Origin of the sequence: Sphingomonas sp. CFBP 13720 (assembly GCF_014842075.1) — a bacterium.
GTDB lineage: Bacteria > Pseudomonadota > Alphaproteobacteria > Sphingomonadales > Sphingomonadaceae > Sphingomonas.
Window position 1 is genome coordinate 911568 of the sequence record NZ_JACYVA010000001.1, and the last position, 16709, is coordinate 928276.

The window sequence follows — 16709 nt, forward strand, 5'->3', positions numbered from 1 at the left end:
ATCACCATATCGAGGACCGCCATGTTCAAAAGCGTCAACCCGGCAACGGGACAACAAATCGCGACCTATCCCGAACTGACGAAGGCACAGGTCGACGCGCGACTGGACGCGGCGGTCGGCGCGTTCGGCCATTGGCGCACGACGGACATCGCGGATCGTACCGCATTGCTGGACCGGATCGCCGATCGCTATGCCGCGAACCGCGATCGGCTGGCCCGCGTCGCGACCGAGGAAATGGGCAAGACCTATGCTTCCTCGATTGCGGAGGTCGACAAATGCATCGCTGCGTTCCGTCACTATGCCGAACACGGACCGGCGATGCTGGAACCGCAGTCGCAGACGCTTGGCGGCGGGGGCACGGCGGAGGTGCACTGGTTGCCGCTGGGCCCGGTGCTGGCGATCATGCCGTGGAACTTCCCCTATTGGCAGGCGGTGCGGTTCCTCGCCCCGGCGATCCTTGCCGGCAACGTCGCGCTGCTGAAACATGCCAGCATCGTGCAGGGCGTGGCCGGCCTGATGGAGGACATGGTGCTGGAAGCGGGCGGACCGGCGGGCCTGTTCCAGAACCTTGCGATCAAATCGGACGCGGTGGCGGACATCATCGCCGACGACCGCGTCGTCGCGGTCACGCTGACGGGCAGCGAAGGTGCCGGCATCGCGGTCGCGGAACAGGCCGGTCGCCACCTGAAGAAGGTCGTGCTGGAACTCGGCGGCTCCGACCCGTTCATCGTGATGCCGTCGGCCGATCTGGACGCCGCGGTGAAGGCCGCCGTTCAGGCGCGTATCCAGAATAGCGGGCAATCGTGCATCTGTGCGAAGCGGATGATCGTCCATGCCGACATCCACGACGCCTTCCTGACGAAATTCTCGGCAGCGATGAAGGCGGTGAAGGCAGGCGACCCGATGGACCCGGACACCGACATGGGACCGTTGTCCAGCTTCGCGCAGCGCGACACCGTGCTCGACCAGATCGATCAAGCACGGCATCAGGGCGCGACGTTGCTGTTCGGCGGGGAGAAGCCCGACCTGCCCGGCGCGTATCTTACCGCCGGCATCCTGACCGATGTGCCACTCGACAGCCCGTTGATGCACGAGGAGATTTTCGGACCGATCGCGATGCTGTTCCGGGCCGCCGACATCGACGACGCGATACGCATCGCCAACGACATCCCGTTCGGGCTGGGGTCGTCGGTGTGGACCGATGATGCGCAGGAACAGCGCCGTTTCATCCGCGACATCGCCGCCGGCATGACCGCGATCAACCAGATGCTCGCATCATCGCCCGAAGCGCCGTTCGGCGGCATCAAACGCTCCGGCCATGGGCGCGAACTGGGACCGTTCGGCCTTCACGAATTCATGAACCTGAAGACGGTCCTGCGGAAGGAAACGGCGAACGCAGGGAGCGAACCGGTGGAGTAGCGTCGCCACGCCGCGATCGCGAAGTCGACCGCGCCCGCCCGCCCACCCGCGATGCGGATGACTATGACGGAATGCCGATCAGTTGCGCTTCCGCCAGCACCTGGTTGCCGCCCTGCCGCTGTGCCTTGCGCGACAGCCGCGCGGCGGCCTTCGTCACATCCTTCGCCGATCGCCCGCGCGTGGTCGCCACGCCGACCGACAGCGTGATCCGCCCGAGCGGCAGGTCGTTTTCGCGCAGCCTGAGCTGCCGTGCCGCCATGTCGGCGCGGGCCAGTTCGAGTTTGGCGACTCCCGTCGCAAAATCGGGTTCGTCGATCAGCGTCATGAACGAAGCCTCGCCCCACCGCCCGACCTGATAGGGGGAGCACGCGTCCTTGAGCGTCAGCGCCGCCGCCTTCAGCACACGGTCGCCGATCGCCCGTCCGTGCATAGCGACGAACCCGTCGAGCTGATCGAGTTCGATGATCGCGATCGAGCAGTTGCCGACCGCCCTGAAGCTCGCCTCCAGTCGCTGCGCCATCGACTCGGTTCCCGGCAGACCCGTCAGCGGATCGCGGCCGATTTCTTCCCGCACGCCGTTCAGCGTATCGCGAAACGTCTGCGCCTGTTGCAGTGCCGCCGACAGCGACGTTTCGGCCTCGGCGGTGCGCCGGATCATGAACAGGACCAGCTTGCGCACCTCTTGCGGCTCTCCCGATACCAGCGCGGCGGCGGTTCGCGTCAGATCCTTGTTCAACCCGCCTGTCGCCAGTGTGACTTTCGTCAGCAGGTCGAGCAACTGCGTCGTCAACCGGTCGAACGTGCCATCGACGACCGGCGATGTGGTCTGCGGCATCAACGCCTGCACCACCGCCTGACGCAGTCGTACGCCACCTTCGATCTCGCGATCGACCGCATCCGAAAATGCCCGGTCGCTGCCCGAAAGATATTGATGGGCGAACGCATAATGTTCGGGACTATGGTCCAGCTTTTGCGCGTCGAGGAACCGGATGGCCCGAACGCCGATACTATCTTCGTTGGTCATTGGCCGTACTCACCCATGTTCGGGCAAGGTCTAGCATCCACCCCTTAACAGCCGGCTACCACGATACCCTGCGCATTCATGCGCGCGCGGCACCGTCCGGTCTGCAAACCCGTACCGTCGTCGGGCGGCGTCCGTCAGGGACGACGCATCGCACAGCGGACGCAGACTTTGGGCGAAGACGTACGATCGCAAGGCGTTAGGCAGTCGTTAGCATACGGCGTGCATGACGGGAGCCTTGCTGGAACGATACGGGAAGCCGATGTTCGGAAATCTGTTCAGGGAACGTCGCCGCACGCTGGCGATCCGTCAGATGACGTCCCCCGGCCCGTCGGTCGCACCGTTCCTCGAACGCTTCGTCGATACCGCCGCCGCCGCGTTCGTCGCGCCGATGGCGGCAGCGTCGCTGATTCATGCGCGCGAACAGACGGTGAAGGCCGGTCACGGGCTTCCCACCGGCTGTCTTCCCCGCGACGAGGGCTTCTGCCGGTTCGCGCTCGATCGTCCCGGCGTTCTCGAATGCTGCGATCCGCAGAACGATCCGCGCTTCGCCGCGCTGCCCGGCGTCGTCGGAGAACCGCACATCCGCTATTACATCGGTGCGCCGCTGCGCCTGTCGAACGGGATCGACGTCGGCGCGCTCTGCGTGGCCGATACGGTCCTGCGACAGCCTGCCTCGCACGACCAGAAGGCGTATCTGCTGGGCCTTGCCCGTCAGGCGGCGATGGCACTGGAACACCGTCTCGATCTGTGGGGACACGCCGCATGATGCGCGTGGCGATGTGCATCACGCAGGAACACGACCTGCGCCTCGTCGCGCTGGCGCTGCTGGTGTGCCTCATCGGATCGTCGGCGACGATCCAGCTGTTCGGGCGCATCCGCTCCGCCAGCGGCCAGATCCGCCTCGGCTGGATCATGCTGGCGGCGGTCGCGACCGGCACGACGGTGTGGGCGACGCATTTCGTGGCGATGATGGCGTTCCGTACCCAGGCGCCGGTCGTGCTCGATCCGCTGATGACGCTGTTGTCGCTGATGATCGCCATCGCGCTGGCGGCACCCGGTCTCGCCATCGCGGCGCACCGGCGGACCGGTTGCGGCCTTGCGGGTGGTGCCATCGTCGGCGTGGCGATCGCGCTGATGCATTATTTCGGCATGTCCGCCTATCGGGTCGACGGCATCGTCACCTGGGCATGGGGATATGTCGCGGCGTCCGTATTGCTTTCGGTCACGCTCGGCGGCGTCGCCTTCTATCTGCTGACCACCCCCCGCGCGTGGCGCAGGACGCAGGCGGTGTCGGTACTCAGCCTCGCCGTCGCCGCGCTGCATTTCACCGGCATGACCGCCATGGATATCGCCGTGGTCAAGCTGGGCGACGGACTGTCGGACCTCACGATGGCGGGACTTGCCATCGCGACCGCCATGGCGTCGCTCATCATCGTCGGCTGTGCCGCGATCAGCGCGCTGATCGACGGCCATACGCAGGGCGAATCCTATCGCCGCTTGCGCCGTATGGCGCTGCACGACGGGTTGACCGACCTGCCGAACCGGATGAGCTTCCACGAAGAACTGGAACGGCGTTTCCTGATGAAGGACGGTCGCGCCTGCATGGCGGTCGTCATGATGGACCTGTCGAGGTTCAAGGTCGTCAACGACACCTATGGCCATCATGCCGGCGACCAGTTGCTGATCGCGCTCGCCACCCGGCTGGCGGCAATCGTGAAACCGGCGGAGTGCGTGGCGCGGCTGGGCGGCGACGAATTCGCCGCAGTAGTCTCCTACGACCGGCCAGAGGAACTTACCGACTTCCTTGACCGGCTGCGCGCGGTGTTCGCCACCCCGTTCGTGTTCGACCGCTTCACCGCCGCGATCGGCGCCAACACGGGCGTCGCGCTGGCGGTGCATGACGGGTTCGATGCCGACGCCCTGCTCGCCAAGGCCGACCTTGCGATGTACCGGGCGAAATCGGTGCATTCGCCCGAGCCGTGCTTCTACGATGCGCAGATGGACGATGCCGCCCGCGACCGCCGCGAGCTCGTCGCCGAACTGCGCGATGCGATCGAGACCGAGGCGTTCGAACTTCATTTTCAGGTACAGGCGGCAGTCGCGACCGGCGAGATCACCGGCTACGAAGCGCTGGTCCGCTGGAAACACCCGACCAAGGGAATGATCCCGCCCACCGCCTTCATCCCGCTGGCGGAAGAAAGCGGCGAGATCGTCCCGCTCAGCCGCTGGATCCTGCAACAGGCGTGTTTCGAAGCCGCACTGTGGCCGAACCGGCACGTTATCTCGGTCAACCTGTCGCCGAAACATCTGGGTGACCCCGGACTGGTCGATACCGTCCGGACGGCGCTGGAGAATAGCGGGCTGTCCCCCGAACGCCTGACGCTGGAACTGACCGAAAGCGCGATCATCCACGATCGCCGCTTCGCGCTGGAACAACTGCAGGCGCTGAAGGCAATGGGCATCGGCATCGCCCTCGACGATTTCGGTGTCGGCTATTCCTCGCTCGACGTCCTGCGATCCGTGCCGTTCGACTGCATCAAGCTGGATGCGTCGTTCGTCGCGGAGATCGAACATGACGAACAGGCGGTTTCCATCCTGCGGTCGGTGGCCGCGCTGGGGCGCACGCTGAACATGCGCGTGCTGGCGGAGGGGGTCGAGGAACCGGGACAGCTGGCGATCGCCGCACGCGAAGGATGCGCCGCCATCCAGGGATATCTGATCGGGCGCCCCTCGCGCACGCTGATGGACCCGGAACGCGTACGGCGGACCATGATGCCGAAGCCACGTTCGGTCCCGGCAATCACCTCGGCCGCCTGACCGGCGTTCCCGCCGCGTCCGGCGCAGCGAAGCCGTGTCCGGCGGCGGCGATGCGCCCGCGACGAACCGGCATCGCCGGCATCCGCTCCACCGCAAAGCCCTGCCCAGCCGGTCCGCAACCGGCTAGGTCGATCGCGTCTATCGCGCGAAGGGGCTGGCAATGCGTTTGGAACATGTCGTGATCGTCGGCGGGGGCTTTTCGGGAAGCCTGCTGGCGATCAACCTCGTCCGCCACGATGCCGTGCGCGTGACGCTGATCGAGCGGGTCCCCGAACGGCTGGCACGGGGCGTTGCCTATTCGGCGGCCGGTCAATGCCACCTGCTGAACGTCCGCGCCGCCAATATGAGCGCGCTGCCGGACGATCCGCAGCATTTCGTCCGGTGGCTGACGGCGCGCGATCTGGGCGATGGTGGCAGTTTCGTCGCACGGGCGGTCTATGGCCGCTACCTCGGCGACCTGCTGGACGACGCGCGCGAGACGGCGGGGGCGCGGCTGGCGATCCGTACGGGCGACGTGGTCGCCGTCCGGCCTGGTCCCAGTGCCGTTACGATCAAACTCGCCGGTGGGTCGATCGATGCCGATCGCGTGGTGCTGGCGCTTGGTAACCTGCCCCCGCATGCGCCACCCGGGATCGATGCCGCCGCCCTGTCGCAGGAGCAATATGTTGCCGATCCGTGGTCGGGCGATTGGACCACGGGCCTTGCCGCCGACGCGCCGGTCGTGCTGCTCGGCACCGGACTGACCGCGATCGACGTTGCGCTGACGCTGGACCAGACCGGGCATCGCGGGCCGATCGTCGCGTTGTCGCGACGCGGCCTGTCGCCCCGCGCGCATGCCGATGGACAGCCCCCTGCCCATCCGCGCGACGAAAAACCGGCACGCGCTTTGTCGGCGATGGTGCGCGCGGTACGCAACACGGCGGCGGACGGCGGGTGGCGCGGTGCGGTCGACGGATTGCGGCCGGTCACGCAATTGCTGTGGTCGGGTGCGGATGCCGCGACCCGCGCACGCTTTCTGCGCCATCTGCGCCCATGGTGGGACGTGCACCGCCACCGGCTGTCGCCGCAGGTCGCCGGACGTATCGCGACGATGGTGGATCGCGGGCAATTGCGCTTCGCGGCGGGCAAGCTGGTCGCTATCGATCCCGAAGGCACGGTCGCGTGGCGCGCACGCGGCATCGACCGGATCGATCGCCCCCCTGCCTCGCGCATCGTCAACTGCACCGGACCGCAGGGCGACCTGTTGCGCAGCAACGAACCGCTGCTGCGCGATCTGGTGGCGCGCGGCCTCGCCCGGCCCGATCCTCTGCGCCTCGGACTGGACGTCGATGCCGCGACGCAATTGATCGGGCGTGACGGAACCGCGCAGCCGCGCATCCACGCGATCGGTCCGATGACGCGTGGCGCATGGTGGGAAGTCGTCGCGGTCCCCGACCTGCGCGTACAGGCATGGCGCCTCGCCCGCGCCCTCACCAACGCGCACTGGGTCGGCGGCGAAGGGCTGTAGTAAAGCAGAACGATACCCCACTAAAGTAATGGGAATATACTGCCGCCCGTCGCTCTGCGTAGGATCGACCTCACCCGCCAATCGGGGCGGATCGGGCGGGCCTGTAGCTCCCGCATCGTTTTTTTGGGGAGACCGGGTTTGAAGAAGATCATGCTATTACCGCTGGTGGCCGTCGCGACGCTGGGTCTCGCCGCATGCTCGGGCACCACGCCGACCGAGAATGTCACCGCGAACGACAGCCTTGCCGCCGAATCGAACCTGACCGCGATCGACGACAGCTATCTGGCGAACGACGCGCTGCTCGCCAACGATGCCGCGCTGCTGAATGACGCCGGTCTGAACGACGCCGGTCTGAACGCCGCCGATCCGGCGCTGAACGCCAGCGACAACGCCTCGGCGCTTTGAGTTTTCGCTGCGGGCGACGCGCCCGTGGCATCCGTGACGCTTTGGTAGCTCCCTAAGCGTAGCCTCGGCCGGGCGGCATCCGTGTCGTCCGGCCCTTTTGTTCCGGTGGAGCCGTACGATGTCCGTGCCCGACGAGGATCGCCGCCGCGCGATCGACCATGCCACGCGTGCGCTGGCGACCGCACGACTGGCTTGGCGGCAGGCGCAGCCGAATCGCCGCCCGCCCGTCGCCTTTCCGTCGCGCGACGATCTGGCGCAGGCCGTCACCTTGCTGGCGCAGGCGCTGTTCCCCGGCCGGATCGGATCGTTCCGCGGCGATGCAGCGGCAGAGGATGCGTTCGTGTCCGAACGCCTTTCGGCTGCGCTGGCGCTGCTGGAGGGCGCGATTGCCGACGAATTCGCCTATTGGCAGGACGTATCGGCGATCGGGTTTCCCGCCGGTCGCGTCGCGGAAATCGTGCGCCTGTTCGCCGGCACGCTGTCGCGCGTCCGGTCGCTGGTCGATACCGACGTGGCCGCGATCTTTCGCGGCGATCCGGCGGCCCGCAGCGTGGACGAGATCCTGATCTGCTATCCCGGCGCGACAGCGATCCTGCACCACCGACTGGCGCACGAACTCGACGCGCTGGGTGCGCCGATCGTGGCGCGCATCCTGTCGGAGATCGCCAATGAGCGCACGGGGATCGACATCCATCCCGGCGCGACGATCGGGCCGGGATTCTTCATCGATCATGGCACCGGCGTGGTGATCGGCGAGACCGCCGTGATCGGTGCCCGCGTGCGGCTGTACCAGCATGTCACGCTCGGCGCACGCACCCCGCGTCGCTCGCAACCGCGCGGCGACGCCGGCCCCTTCGCAGAACGGGTGGCCCGCCATCCGATCCTCGGCGACGATGTGGTCGTCTATGCCGGGGCGACGATCCTCGGCCGGGTAACGATCGGCGACCGCAGCGTGATCGGCGGCAACGTGTGGTTACTGAAGGACGTGCCAGCGCGCAGCATCGTCCTGCAACCCGAAGCGGTGCTCGCCGCCGACTGACGGTGGCACCGCCACCGGTGCTAGCGTCAGACGGCAGCGGTCGGTCGGAACGTCGTTGTCGAACCGGTGCGAAGACCTCGACGGTACGACGGCGGATGGCAGCCCGGCTCCGTCCAACCAGCGCGTTGCCCGATCAGACCAGCCGCACCGTCGTCGCCCGCTCCGCCGCCACGATCCGCTCGATTAGTCCCGGCGACGGTGGCACCAGCGCCTCGATGCCCAGCACGTCGCGCACGGCCGTCAGCCCCGGATCCGCCATCGCCGCCTCCAGCGCGATGCGCAGCGCCGCGACCTCCGCGATCGGAACGCCTTGCCCGGCGACGAACGCGGGGGTCGCGACGGGTGTGCTCCACGCGATCGTGCGCAGCGTCGCCAGCGATCCCGGCTCGAACCGCTCGAACGCCGCCGCGCTCACCTCGTCCAGCGCGGCCACGTCAGCCTGCCCCGCCGCGACCGCGCGCGCACTGTCGCGGTGCGATCCGGTCGCGATCACCTCGCCGAAGAATCCGGTTCCGCCGACGGCATCCCGCAACAGCGCCATGCCGGTGTTCGAACCGGCATCGTTGATCGCCGCACGCCGTCCGCGCAGATCGGCCAGCGTTGCCGCCGGATCATCGGCACGCACCACGATCCGGCTACGGTGAAGCCCCGGCGCGGTCGCTCCGCGATAGGCGGGGTGCGCCAGCACGCGCAACCCGGCATGGTGCAGCGCCAGCGGCCGGGTGCAGATCTGGGCGAACAGCAGCCCCGGATGCGACCATGCCTGATCGGGCGTCAGATGCCGTGCCAAAAGCGTCGGTGCGCGAATGCCGTGCGCGCGTAGCCCTTCGGCGATCGCCAGCCACCAGCGGTCGTTCGCCGCGCGCTGCCCCGGATGGTCGTACATACCCAGCCATGCGGTCCGCTCAGCCATGCGGATGGTCCGGCCGGTCGTGCGCGCGAAACGCGAAGCGGGCGGCCACGTCGCGATATCCGGCATAGCGCGGCTCGCCCCCCGCCCCGCGTTGCCGTTCGACCTCGGGCAGGGTGTACCACGCCGCCCCCGGCGCGGCATGGTGCGCGGCGTGAAGGTTGTTGTTCAGGAACAGCAGCGCCAGCGGCCCGCGCGACACCACCGTCGCCGCGCGCGACGGCCCGGCGGCATCGGCCCGATGTTCGGCGAAGCTGCGCACCAGCGACAATGCCTGTCCCGGCAGCACGAAGCACAGCGCATAGCGCAGCAGCGACAGGTCGACCGCGCGCAGCCATGCGACGACCAGCACGATGCCGATCAGATGCGGCCACCATTCCTGCGCCGCCGCCCGGGGATCGCGCACCCAGCGCCGAGCCTCGGCATACAGGAACGCGACGATCGCGACCGGCGGGCCGATCAGTATCTGTCCGGCGAGCGTCTGCCGCGCGCGGGCGATCATGCCGCGCAGTCCGTGCGCGGCGGCGACATAGCGCGATTCGGGATCATGCGCCGGATGCGTCGGCGCATGCGATCGATGATGCGCGATATGGGTCCGGCGATAGCTGCGATACGGCAGCCACAGCGACAGCGGCACCGATCCGACCAGCGCATTGACCCATGGCCACCGCGTCGGATGACCGTGGATCGTCTCATGCTGCAACGATCCGTGCCACGCGACGAACCATCCGCCCAGCAGCACCAGCAACGGCGTCGGCACCAGCGCATGCCATGCGGTCAGCATCAGCCAGCCGCCATGGATGGCGACCGCCAATATCGTCGTCGGCGCTTCGATCGCACGTTTCATTCGAACCTCCGGCGCTATTCCTACTCATCCAGTATGAATAAGGTCAACCAAGCGGGGCTTGTCGGTGCTGGCGCTCCTGCTTCCTGCCACCGGACTTGCGCGGACGGGTCGGGCACCGCACCATGCCCGCAACTTCACCTTCGGGAGACGACGATGCGTTTCACCCTGCTGCTCGCGCTCTCGACCGCGCTCGCCCTTCCCGCCGCCGCCGAACCGGTGCGCGACGCTACGACCGCCGCGTTGCCGACGCTGCTGACGCTGTACCGCGACCTGCATGCCCGCCCGGAACTGAGCCTTCAGGAGACGAAGACCGCCGCGACCCTTGCCGGCGCGGCGCGGGCGGCGGGCTTCACCGTTACCGAACGCGTCGGCGGGACTGGCGTAGTCGCGGTGCTGAAGAACGGCGCGGGGCCGGTGCTGCTGATCCGTACCGACATGGACGGGCTGCCGGTGACTGAGGCGACCGGCCTGCCCTATGCCTCCACCGTCCGCGCCACGACGGCGGAAGGGATCGAAAGCGGCGTGATGCACGCGTGCGGCCACGACCTGCACATGGCCAGCTGGGTCGGCACCTTGCGCAACCTGTCGGCGATGAAGCGCGACTGGTCGGGTACGCTGGTGATGATCGCGCAACCGGCCGAGGAGGTCGGCAAGGGCGCGAAAGCGATGCTGGCCGACGGCCTCTACACGCGCTTTCCCAAACCGACCCACGCCATCGCGTTCCACGACAGCGCGGCGCTGCCCGCCGGCACGATCGCGACGCATGACGGGTTCACCTTCGCCAATGTCGATTCGGTCGATATCGTGGTGAAGGGCGTCGGCGGGCACGGCGCCTATCCCGCCAGCGTGAAGGACCCGATCGTGCTGGCGTCGCGCATCGTCGGGGCGCTTCAGACGCTGGTGTCGCGCGAACTCGATCCGCAGACGCCGGGCGTGGTCACGGTCGGCAGCTTCCGCGCTGGGACCAAGCACAATATCGTCCCCGACGAGGCCGTCCTGCTGCTGACCGTCCGCAGCTATACCGATGCCAGTCGCAAGCTGCTGCTCGACGGGATCGCCCGGATCGCACGGGGCGAGGCGATCGCGGCGGGCGTACCCGAAACGCGGATGCCGACCGTGACGGTGAAGGACGAATATACGCCCGCCACGTTCAACACCGCGCCGCTGACCGGCCGGCTGGGCACGCTGTTCACCGAACGGTTCGGCAAGGACCGGGTACGCGACCTGCCCGCCACGATGGGTGGCGAGGATTTCGGACGCTACTACCTCGCCGACCGATCGATTCAGAGCGCGATCTTCTGGGTCGGCGGCGTCCGGCAGGCGAAATGGGACGTCGGCCAGTCGGGTGGCGCGCCGCTGCCGTCGTTGCACAGCCCGACATGGGCACCCGACCCCGGCCCGACGATCGCGACCGCTACCGAGGCGCTGACGGCAGCGGCGCTGGATATCCTGAAACGGTAGCAGGTGCGGCCTCGACCGGCGGCGGTGGCGGTTGCGTCATCGTCGCCAGATACGCCTTGGCCGGCAGCTCGATCACCGTTACCCGCCCGACATTCGCCTGCGCCATCGATCGGGTAAACGACCGGGGCTTCTTCATCAGGCGCTTCGGTTCGGTCACCGTCAGCCCCGATCGCCGCCCGGCCTCGGCGACGAAATGAACGCAGTTGCGCCGATTGAGATTATAGTGGGAATCGCCCACCGGCCCCCATTCGCCGACCAGGGCCAGCACATGAGCATATTGCGCATCGGTCAGCACGACCGAAAAATGCGCGTTGCTGCGCGCGATATAGCCGGGTTTGGGCCGGTCGATCATTCCGGGCACCGAACCGGCCAGCAACGCTGGGGTCACGGCCTTTGCAGTAAAGCCATAGCTGGCCGACACCGCCGGTCCGCCGGCATCGGGCGTGCCCGCCAGCGTGAAGAAAGCGTGGGGAAAGCTTTGGCCTAGTTCCTGTGACCAAAAGGTGATCGTGACGGCGGCGTGCGCCGGCACGATACTGCCGATGGCAAGCAACAGGGCCGCTAGCCCCCGCCCCATCGTTCGCATCCATCGATCGGTCGTCATCCGCCCGATTTAACGGAAACGACGCGCCGGAACCAGCCGGCGCGTCGTACGATCGTCACTCGCCCTGCGTACGCCGCGCTTCGGCATCGGCATCGAAGCCCGACGACGGCGCAGGATCGGTGCTGCGGTCCGGCTGCGTCACCGAGGGCGGATCGGATGCGTCCATCGATTCGTCGAGCCCGCGATCGAGCCGTGCATCCACGTCGTCCGCATCGCCGAGCCGATCGGTGATCCCGCCATCGCGGCCGGCATCACCGCGTCCGGGATGACCGTCGCTTTCCTTGCCGTCGGGTGCGACCGAAAGCGAATCCAGCGCGGTGTCGTCGATACCGTTCGTGTCGTTGGTCATGTGCGTAACTCCTTCGCTGGCCTCAACGAAAGGTGCCACGCCCGCGTTCCCCCCAACGGAAAAGGCCCGACGGTTTCCCGCCGGGCCTTCGCCGTCATCGATTGAACGATCGATCAGTCGCGGTTGCCGAGGAACGACAGCAGGAACTGGAACATGTTCACGAAATCGAGGTACAGCGACAGCGCGCCGAGGATCACGGCCTTGCCGACGAAATCGGTGCCCGCGACCTGATAGTACATGCCCTTGATGCGCTGCGTATCATAGGCGGTGAGGCCCGCGAACAGCAGCACGCCGATCGCGCTGATGACCATGCTCATCACGCTCGACTGGAAGAACAGGTTCAGCACCGACGCCACGATCAGCCCGACCAGACCCATGATCAGGAACGTACCGAACCCGGTCAGATCCTTCTTGGTCGTGTAGCCATACAGGCTGAGCGACAGGAACGCCGCCGTGGTCGCAAAGAACGTCAGCGCGATCGACGGACCGGTATAGGTCAGGAAAATCGTCGACATCGACAGACCCATCACTGCCGCGAACGCCCAGAACAGGCCCTGCGCCGCCGCGGTCGACAGCCGGTTGATTCCGAAGCTCATCACCATCACGAAGATCAGCGGCGAGAACATGATTGCGAATTTAAGCAATCCGGGCTGGTAGAATACCGTGGCGGCAGGCGAGCTGTCGCCGCCCCACGAGAACAGCAGCGCGACGATGCCCGTCAGCATCACGCCCGATGCCATGTAGTTGTAGACAGACAGCATGTAGGACCGCAGCCCCGCATCACGCGCCATGTCACGGGTGGGCGTCCGGGTAATCGGTGCGGCCGTCGTCCGGGGGTCGGACCAGTTCGCCATTGGAAACTCCTCTCGCCGGCAGGTACGCCGGATGATGGAAATATCGTCCGCGACCATGGCAATTTCAAGCCAAACGCGGGCAGCAACACTTTGTTACGGTGGTAGGGAGAATAGCGCGATGCATCGTCTGTTCATAGGGCTGCGTCCGCCGGTCGCGATGCGCCGCCAACTGCTTGCGATCATGGACGGAGTAGAGGCCGCGCGTTGGCAGGACGACGATCAGCTGCACGTGACACTGCGCTATGTCGGCGAAGTCGAGCGTCCCGTCGCCGAAGATATCGCGACGATCCTGCGATCGGTCCATGCCCCCGCACTCGACCTGTCGCTGGCCGGGATCGGCATGTTCGACCGGCGCGGCCGACCGACCGCGCTGTGGGCCGGGGTCGCGCCGGTCGAACCACTGACGGCACTGCACCGCAAGATCGACCATGCGCTCGTGCGGATCGGCCTGCCCGCCGAAGGGCGCGCGTATCGACCGCATATCACGCTCGCGCGGCTGAATGCCGCGGCGGGACCGGTCGGCGGCTTCCTTGCCGCGCATGGCGGGCTGACATCGCCACCCACGCGGATCGACGGGTTCCTGTTGTACGAAAGCCATCTGGGCCAAGATGGCGCCTGGTACGAAGCGGTGGCGCGCTACGCGCTCGACTGAGCCATGATGGGACGCCGGCCCGGTCCTGTCGTTTCGTTCATGAAACCGTCAGGCGAAGGCTGCGTTTATCAGGTTAGAATTGATCGAACACGAAGGAACTTTCCATGCGCAATATCATGCTGGCGCTTGCCGCCGCATCGTTGATGGCCCCGATGGGCGCGGTCGTGACCAAGGACGGATGGTCGGTCGGCAAAACGACGGCAGAGGCACAGCGTCGCCACAAATACCGCGAATGGCGCGGCAAGGATGGCCGTCGGTATTGCCGCAAGCCCAATGGCACGACCGGTCTGGTCGTCGGCGGCGTGGCGGGCGCACTGGTCGGGCGGACGATCGATACGCGCGGCGACCGCACGGTCGGTACGCTGCTGGGCGCGGCGGCGGGTGCCGTTGCCGGTCGCGAAGTCGAGCGTAGCGGCAAGAGCTGCCGTTGAACGATTGACGTTGCAAAGCATTTCAATGGGCGGGTCCGGCAACGGGCCGGCCTAATCTCGTATCAAGGATATTCGTATGATCCGCAGCGCATCGGCACGCTATGAAGGTCTGGGCAAGGACGGCAAGGGCCATGTTTCGACGCAGTCGGGCGTACTGTCCGACCAGCAATACGGGTTCAACACCCGGTTCGAGGACGGCAAGGGCACCAATCCCGAAGAGTTGATCGCGGCGGCCCATGCCAGCTGTTTTACCATGGCGTTGAGCTTTGCGCTGGCCGGTGCCGGCTATTCCGACGGCACGCTGGAAACCACCGCGAAGGTCACGCTCGACAAGGACGGCGACGGGTTCAAGGTCAGCAAGTCGGCGCTGACGCTGACCGCGACCGTACCGGGCATCGACGAGGCGAAGTTCGCCGAGATCGCAGCGGGCGCGAAGGCGGGTTGCCCCATCTCGAAGCTGCTGAACGCCGACATCACGCTCGACCACACGCTCAACGGCTGACAACTCCGACGACGATCGTCTGCGACCGCGCCGCCCCGGACCAGATCCGGTACGGCGCGGGGTGGACGGTCGTCGCCCGGGTGCGGCGTCGTTGCGACGCCGATGACGCTCCGGTTCGTCCCGACCGGATGAACATCAGGCTAACGCTGGCGGCACGGCGTCACCCGGACTTGTGCCAGAGTCGACTGACCATAGCCGATGCGGAATGAGGCTCGGCCGCCAACGATGGCCGAACGACGGACGCTGGAACCAGTCCGTGATTACGGTCGGTCAGTCCGCAGGAATACCATCGAGTGCATGTCGATCCGACCCAACGATGCGCCGGTTCCCGCGCTCGACGCTTCCGAACCGAAAAGCGCGCGACGAAGCCTTCACCTTTCGCCAGTATCGCAGCGGCATGCTCCGCGTCCTGACCCTGTCCACGCTGTTTCCAGACGGTACGCGACCCGATTTCGGCGGGTTCGTCGCGCGTCAGACGCGGGGGCTGGCCGCGCTGCCTGATACGCTGGTGCAGGTGGTGGCGCCGATCGGCCTGCCCCCCGCTCCGCTATCGCTGTTGTCGCGCTACCGCCGCTTTGCCGCCGTGCCGCGTTTCGAACACTGGCAAGGGTGCGACGTTCACCGCCCCCGCTTTCTCAACCTGCCCGCGACGCAGGGGCGATGGCACGCTTCGCTGCTAGCACGTCGCCTGCGGCCCCTGCTGGCCGAACTGCGGGTCGACTTTCCGTTCGACGTGATCGATGCCGAATTCTTCTTTCCCGACGGACCGGCCGCCATCGATCTCGGACGGCATTTCGGCGTGCCGGTGTCGATCAAGGCGCGCGGCGCGGATATCCACCATTGGGGGCACGCCCCCGCCACCGCCGCGCAGGTTCGCGCGGCGGGTGACGCGGCGGACGGTGTACTGGCGGTATCGCAATCGATGGCCGACGATATCGCCGCCGCCGGCATCGCTCGCCCGGTCCGGGTCCATCGCACCGGCATCGACCGCGACCGGTTCGGCGCGATCGACCGCGCATCGGCGCGCGCCGCACTGGGTGTGAACGGGCCGCTGGTCGTGTCGCTTGGCACGCTGATCCCACGCAAGGGCCACCGGATCGTTCTCGATGCCGTCGCGGCATTGCCCGGCGTCGCTTTATGGATCGTGGGTTCCGGTCCCGATCGAGACGCACTGAATGCGCGCGTCACTGAACTGGGCATCGCCGATCGCGTCCGCCTGACCGGCGCGATGCCGCATCGCGAATTGCCGACGCTGCTCGCCGCCGCCGACGTGATGGCGCTCGCGTCAGCGTCCGAAGGTCTCGCCAATGCATGGGTCGAGGCGCTCGCCAGCGGCACGCCGGTCGTCACCACCGATGCCGGTGCCGCGCGGGAAGTGGTCGATCGCCGCGCCGCCGGCCGCATCGCCGCACGCGACCCCACCGCATTTGCGCAGGCGATCGCCACGATCCTATCGCGCCCTCCCGATCCGGCTGCGACCATGGCGGCAGCAGAACCGTTCAGCTGGGATCGCAACGCGCGCGAATTGCGGGCGCATCTCGCCGGGCTGGTCGCGGATTACAAAGGGTAGAAAGCGCCGACGATCCAGCGGCCTTCGTCCACGGGGTGACGTTAGCGTCTACAGCCGAAGGCGTCGCCAATGCGTGGGTCGGAGCGTCGGCGAGAGCACCTCCGTCCCAACTCCTGATGCCGGTGGTGCGCCGAACGTGATCGATCGTGCCGATGCTGCCGCATTGCATGGCGGGAGCTGATCGATCGCCCGCCGAACGCCACATTGCCGCGCGCGATCCGCCCGCCTTGATGCAGGCGATCGTCACGATCCTGTCGGGTCCTCCCGAACCAGTAGCAACCGTGGCGGCGGTGGAACCGTTCAGCGGGGGTCGCTAGG

18 protein-coding genes are annotated in these 16709 nt (G+C 67.2%); 12 read left to right on the forward strand and 6 right to left on the reverse strand.

Going from position 1 to position 16709, the window contains the following annotated elements; all coding sequences use genetic code 11:
* Nucleotides 1-21: 21 nt before the first annotated feature.
* Nucleotides 22-1419 (forward strand): NAD-dependent succinate-semialdehyde dehydrogenase, encoded by a 1398-nt coding sequence (locus IFT55_RS04385; protein ID WP_192089377.1) that lies wholly within the window; start codon nt 22-24, stop codon nt 1417-1419.
* Nucleotides 1420-1480: 61 nt separating this feature from the next.
* Here IFT55_RS04385 and IFT55_RS04390 read toward each other — a convergent pair whose 3' ends face one another.
* On the reverse strand, nt 1481-2443 hold the full coding sequence (locus IFT55_RS04390) for a GGDEF domain-containing protein (RefSeq protein ID WP_192089379.1): 963 nt from the start codon (nt 2441-2443) through the stop codon (nt 1481-1483).
* A 259-nt stretch (nt 2444-2702) separates the two neighbouring features.
* Here IFT55_RS04390 and IFT55_RS04395 point away from each other — a divergent pair, with 259 nt between their 5' ends.
* The 5 genes from IFT55_RS04395 to epsC all read left to right on the forward strand — a co-directional run bounded on the left by IFT55_RS04395 (nt 2703) and on the right by epsC (nt 8211).
* The gene (locus IFT55_RS04395) at nt 2703-3209 is read left to right on the forward strand and encodes a GAF domain-containing protein (RefSeq protein ID WP_192089380.1); all 507 of its coding nucleotides are present in this window, start codon (nt 2703-2705) and stop codon (nt 3207-3209) included.
* A complete protein-coding gene (locus IFT55_RS04400) occupies nt 3206-5260 on the forward strand; it encodes a putative bifunctional diguanylate cyclase/phosphodiesterase (RefSeq protein WP_192089381.1) in 2055 nt (684 codons plus the stop codon). Before IFT55_RS04395 ends, IFT55_RS04400 begins: the two co-directional genes overlap by 4 nt.
* Before the next feature lie 160 nt (nt 5261-5420).
* Nucleotides 5421-6767: an FAD/NAD(P)-binding protein gene (locus IFT55_RS04405; RefSeq protein ID WP_192089383.1), complete on the forward strand. Its 1347-nt coding sequence runs from the start codon at nt 5421-5423 to the stop codon at nt 6765-6767.
* A gap of 150 nt (nt 6768-6917) precedes the next feature.
* Nucleotides 6918-7172 (forward strand): circumsporozoite protein, encoded by a 255-nt coding sequence (locus tag IFT55_RS04410; RefSeq protein ID WP_192089384.1) that lies wholly within the window; start codon nt 6918-6920, stop codon nt 7170-7172.
* 118 nt (nt 7173-7290) lie between these two features.
* Nucleotides 7291-8211 (forward strand): serine O-acetyltransferase EpsC, encoded by a 921-nt coding sequence (gene epsC / locus IFT55_RS04415; protein ID WP_192089386.1) that lies wholly within the window; start codon nt 7291-7293, stop codon nt 8209-8211.
* Nucleotides 8212-8344: 133 nt separating this feature from the next.
* On the opposite strand, the gene IFT55_RS04420 is transcribed toward epsC, so the two are convergent.
* Together IFT55_RS04420 and IFT55_RS04425 are read right to left on the reverse strand one after the other, a co-directional pair.
* On the reverse strand, nt 8345-9124 hold the full coding sequence (locus IFT55_RS04420; protein WP_192089388.1) for a phosphate/phosphite/phosphonate ABC transporter substrate-binding protein: 780 nt from the start codon (nt 9122-9124) through the stop codon (nt 8345-8347).
* The gene (locus tag IFT55_RS04425) at nt 9117-9968 is read right to left on the reverse strand and encodes a fatty acid desaturase (protein WP_192089390.1); all 852 of its coding nucleotides are present in this window, start codon (nt 9966-9968) and stop codon (nt 9117-9119) included. Before IFT55_RS04425 ends, IFT55_RS04420 begins: the two co-directional genes overlap by 8 nt.
* 153 nt (nt 9969-10121) lie before the next feature.
* Here IFT55_RS04425 and IFT55_RS04430 point away from each other — a divergent pair, with 153 nt between their 5' ends.
* Entirely contained in the window at nt 10122-11429 is a 1308-nt protein-coding gene (locus tag IFT55_RS04430) for an amidohydrolase (RefSeq protein WP_192089392.1), read from the forward strand.
* Here IFT55_RS04430 and IFT55_RS04435 read toward each other — a convergent pair.
* The 3 genes from IFT55_RS04435 to IFT55_RS04445 all read right to left on the reverse strand — a co-directional run bounded on the left by IFT55_RS04435 (nt 11383) and on the right by IFT55_RS04445 (nt 13236).
* On the reverse strand, nt 11383-12006 hold the full coding sequence (locus IFT55_RS04435; RefSeq protein ID WP_192089393.1) for a hypothetical protein: 624 nt from the start codon (nt 12004-12006) through the stop codon (nt 11383-11385). The genes IFT55_RS04430 and IFT55_RS04435 overlap by 47 nt on opposite strands.
* 82 nt (nt 12007-12088) lie before the next feature.
* Nucleotides 12089-12382, reverse strand: coding sequence for a hypothetical protein (locus IFT55_RS04440; RefSeq protein ID WP_192089395.1), 294 nt, complete (start codon nt 12380-12382; stop codon nt 12089-12091).
* Between the two features lie 113 nt (nt 12383-12495).
* Nucleotides 12496-13236: a Bax inhibitor-1/YccA family protein gene (locus IFT55_RS04445; RefSeq protein WP_192089397.1), complete on the reverse strand. Its 741-nt coding sequence runs from the start codon at nt 13234-13236 to the stop codon at nt 12496-12498.
* 118 nt (nt 13237-13354) lie between these two features.
* Between IFT55_RS04445 and thpR the strand changes: the two genes are divergently transcribed.
* From thpR to IFT55_RS04470, 5 genes are all read left to right on the forward strand, one after another.
* The gene (gene thpR, locus IFT55_RS04450; RefSeq protein ID WP_192089399.1) at nt 13355-13888 is read left to right on the forward strand and encodes an RNA 2',3'-cyclic phosphodiesterase; all 534 of its coding nucleotides are present in this window, start codon (nt 13355-13357) and stop codon (nt 13886-13888) included.
* Between the two features lie 104 nt (nt 13889-13992).
* The gene (locus IFT55_RS04455) at nt 13993-14319 is read left to right on the forward strand and encodes a glycine zipper 2TM domain-containing protein (protein ID WP_192089401.1); all 327 of its coding nucleotides are present in this window, start codon (nt 13993-13995) and stop codon (nt 14317-14319) included.
* Nucleotides 14320-14395: 76 nt separating this feature from the next.
* Entirely contained in the window at nt 14396-14821 is a 426-nt protein-coding gene (locus tag IFT55_RS04460; RefSeq protein WP_192089403.1) for an OsmC family protein, read from the forward strand.
* Between the two features lie 397 nt (nt 14822-15218).
* Entirely contained in the window at nt 15219-16391 is a 1173-nt protein-coding gene (locus tag IFT55_RS04465) for a glycosyltransferase (protein ID WP_192089734.1), read from the forward strand.
* Between the two features lie 146 nt (nt 16392-16537).
* The gene (locus tag IFT55_RS04470) at nt 16538-16708 is read left to right on the forward strand and encodes a hypothetical protein (RefSeq protein ID WP_192089405.1); all 171 of its coding nucleotides are present in this window, start codon (nt 16538-16540) and stop codon (nt 16706-16708) included.
* The last annotated feature ends 1 nt before the right edge of the window (nt 16709 follow it).

Coding starts and splice junctions, on each gene's coding strand:
- IFT55_RS04385 (WP_192089377.1), top strand. CDS start 22: ATGTTCAAAAGCGTCAACCCGGCAACGGGACAACAAATCGCGACCTAT.
- IFT55_RS04390 (WP_192089379.1), bottom strand. CDS start 2,443: ATGACCAACGAAGATAGTATCGGCGTTCGGGCCATCCGGTTCCTCGAC.
- IFT55_RS04395 (WP_192089380.1), top strand. CDS start 2,703: ATGTTCGGAAATCTGTTCAGGGAACGTCGCCGCACGCTGGCGATCCGT.
- IFT55_RS04400 (WP_192089381.1), top strand. CDS start 3,206: ATGATGCGCGTGGCGATGTGCATCACGCAGGAACACGACCTGCGCCTC.
- IFT55_RS04405 (WP_192089383.1), top strand. CDS start 5,421: ATGCGTTTGGAACATGTCGTGATCGTCGGCGGGGGCTTTTCGGGAAGC.
- IFT55_RS04410 (WP_192089384.1), top strand. CDS start 6,918: ATGCTATTACCGCTGGTGGCCGTCGCGACGCTGGGTCTCGCCGCATGC.
- epsC (WP_192089386.1), top strand. CDS start 7,291: ATGTCCGTGCCCGACGAGGATCGCCGCCGCGCGATCGACCATGCCACG.
- IFT55_RS04420 (WP_192089388.1), bottom strand. CDS start 9,124: ATGGCTGAGCGGACCGCATGGCTGGGTATGTACGACCATCCGGGGCAG.
- IFT55_RS04425 (WP_192089390.1), bottom strand. CDS start 9,968: ATGAAACGTGCGATCGAAGCGCCGACGACGATATTGGCGGTCGCCATC.
- IFT55_RS04430 (WP_192089392.1), top strand. CDS start 10,122: ATGCGTTTCACCCTGCTGCTCGCGCTCTCGACCGCGCTCGCCCTTCCC.
- IFT55_RS04435 (WP_192089393.1), bottom strand. CDS start 12,006: ATGGGGCGGGGGCTAGCGGCCCTGTTGCTTGCCATCGGCAGTATCGTG.
- IFT55_RS04440 (WP_192089395.1), bottom strand. CDS start 12,382: ATGACCAACGACACGAACGGTATCGACGACACCGCGCTGGATTCGCTT.
- IFT55_RS04445 (WP_192089397.1), bottom strand. CDS start 13,236: ATGGCGAACTGGTCCGACCCCCGGACGACGGCCGCACCGATTACCCGG.
- thpR (WP_192089399.1), top strand. CDS start 13,355: ATGCATCGTCTGTTCATAGGGCTGCGTCCGCCGGTCGCGATGCGCCGC.
- IFT55_RS04455 (WP_192089401.1), top strand. CDS start 13,993: ATGCGCAATATCATGCTGGCGCTTGCCGCCGCATCGTTGATGGCCCCG.
- IFT55_RS04460 (WP_192089403.1), top strand. CDS start 14,396: ATGATCCGCAGCGCATCGGCACGCTATGAAGGTCTGGGCAAGGACGGC.
- IFT55_RS04465 (WP_192089734.1), top strand. CDS start 15,219: ATGCTCCGCGTCCTGACCCTGTCCACGCTGTTTCCAGACGGTACGCGA.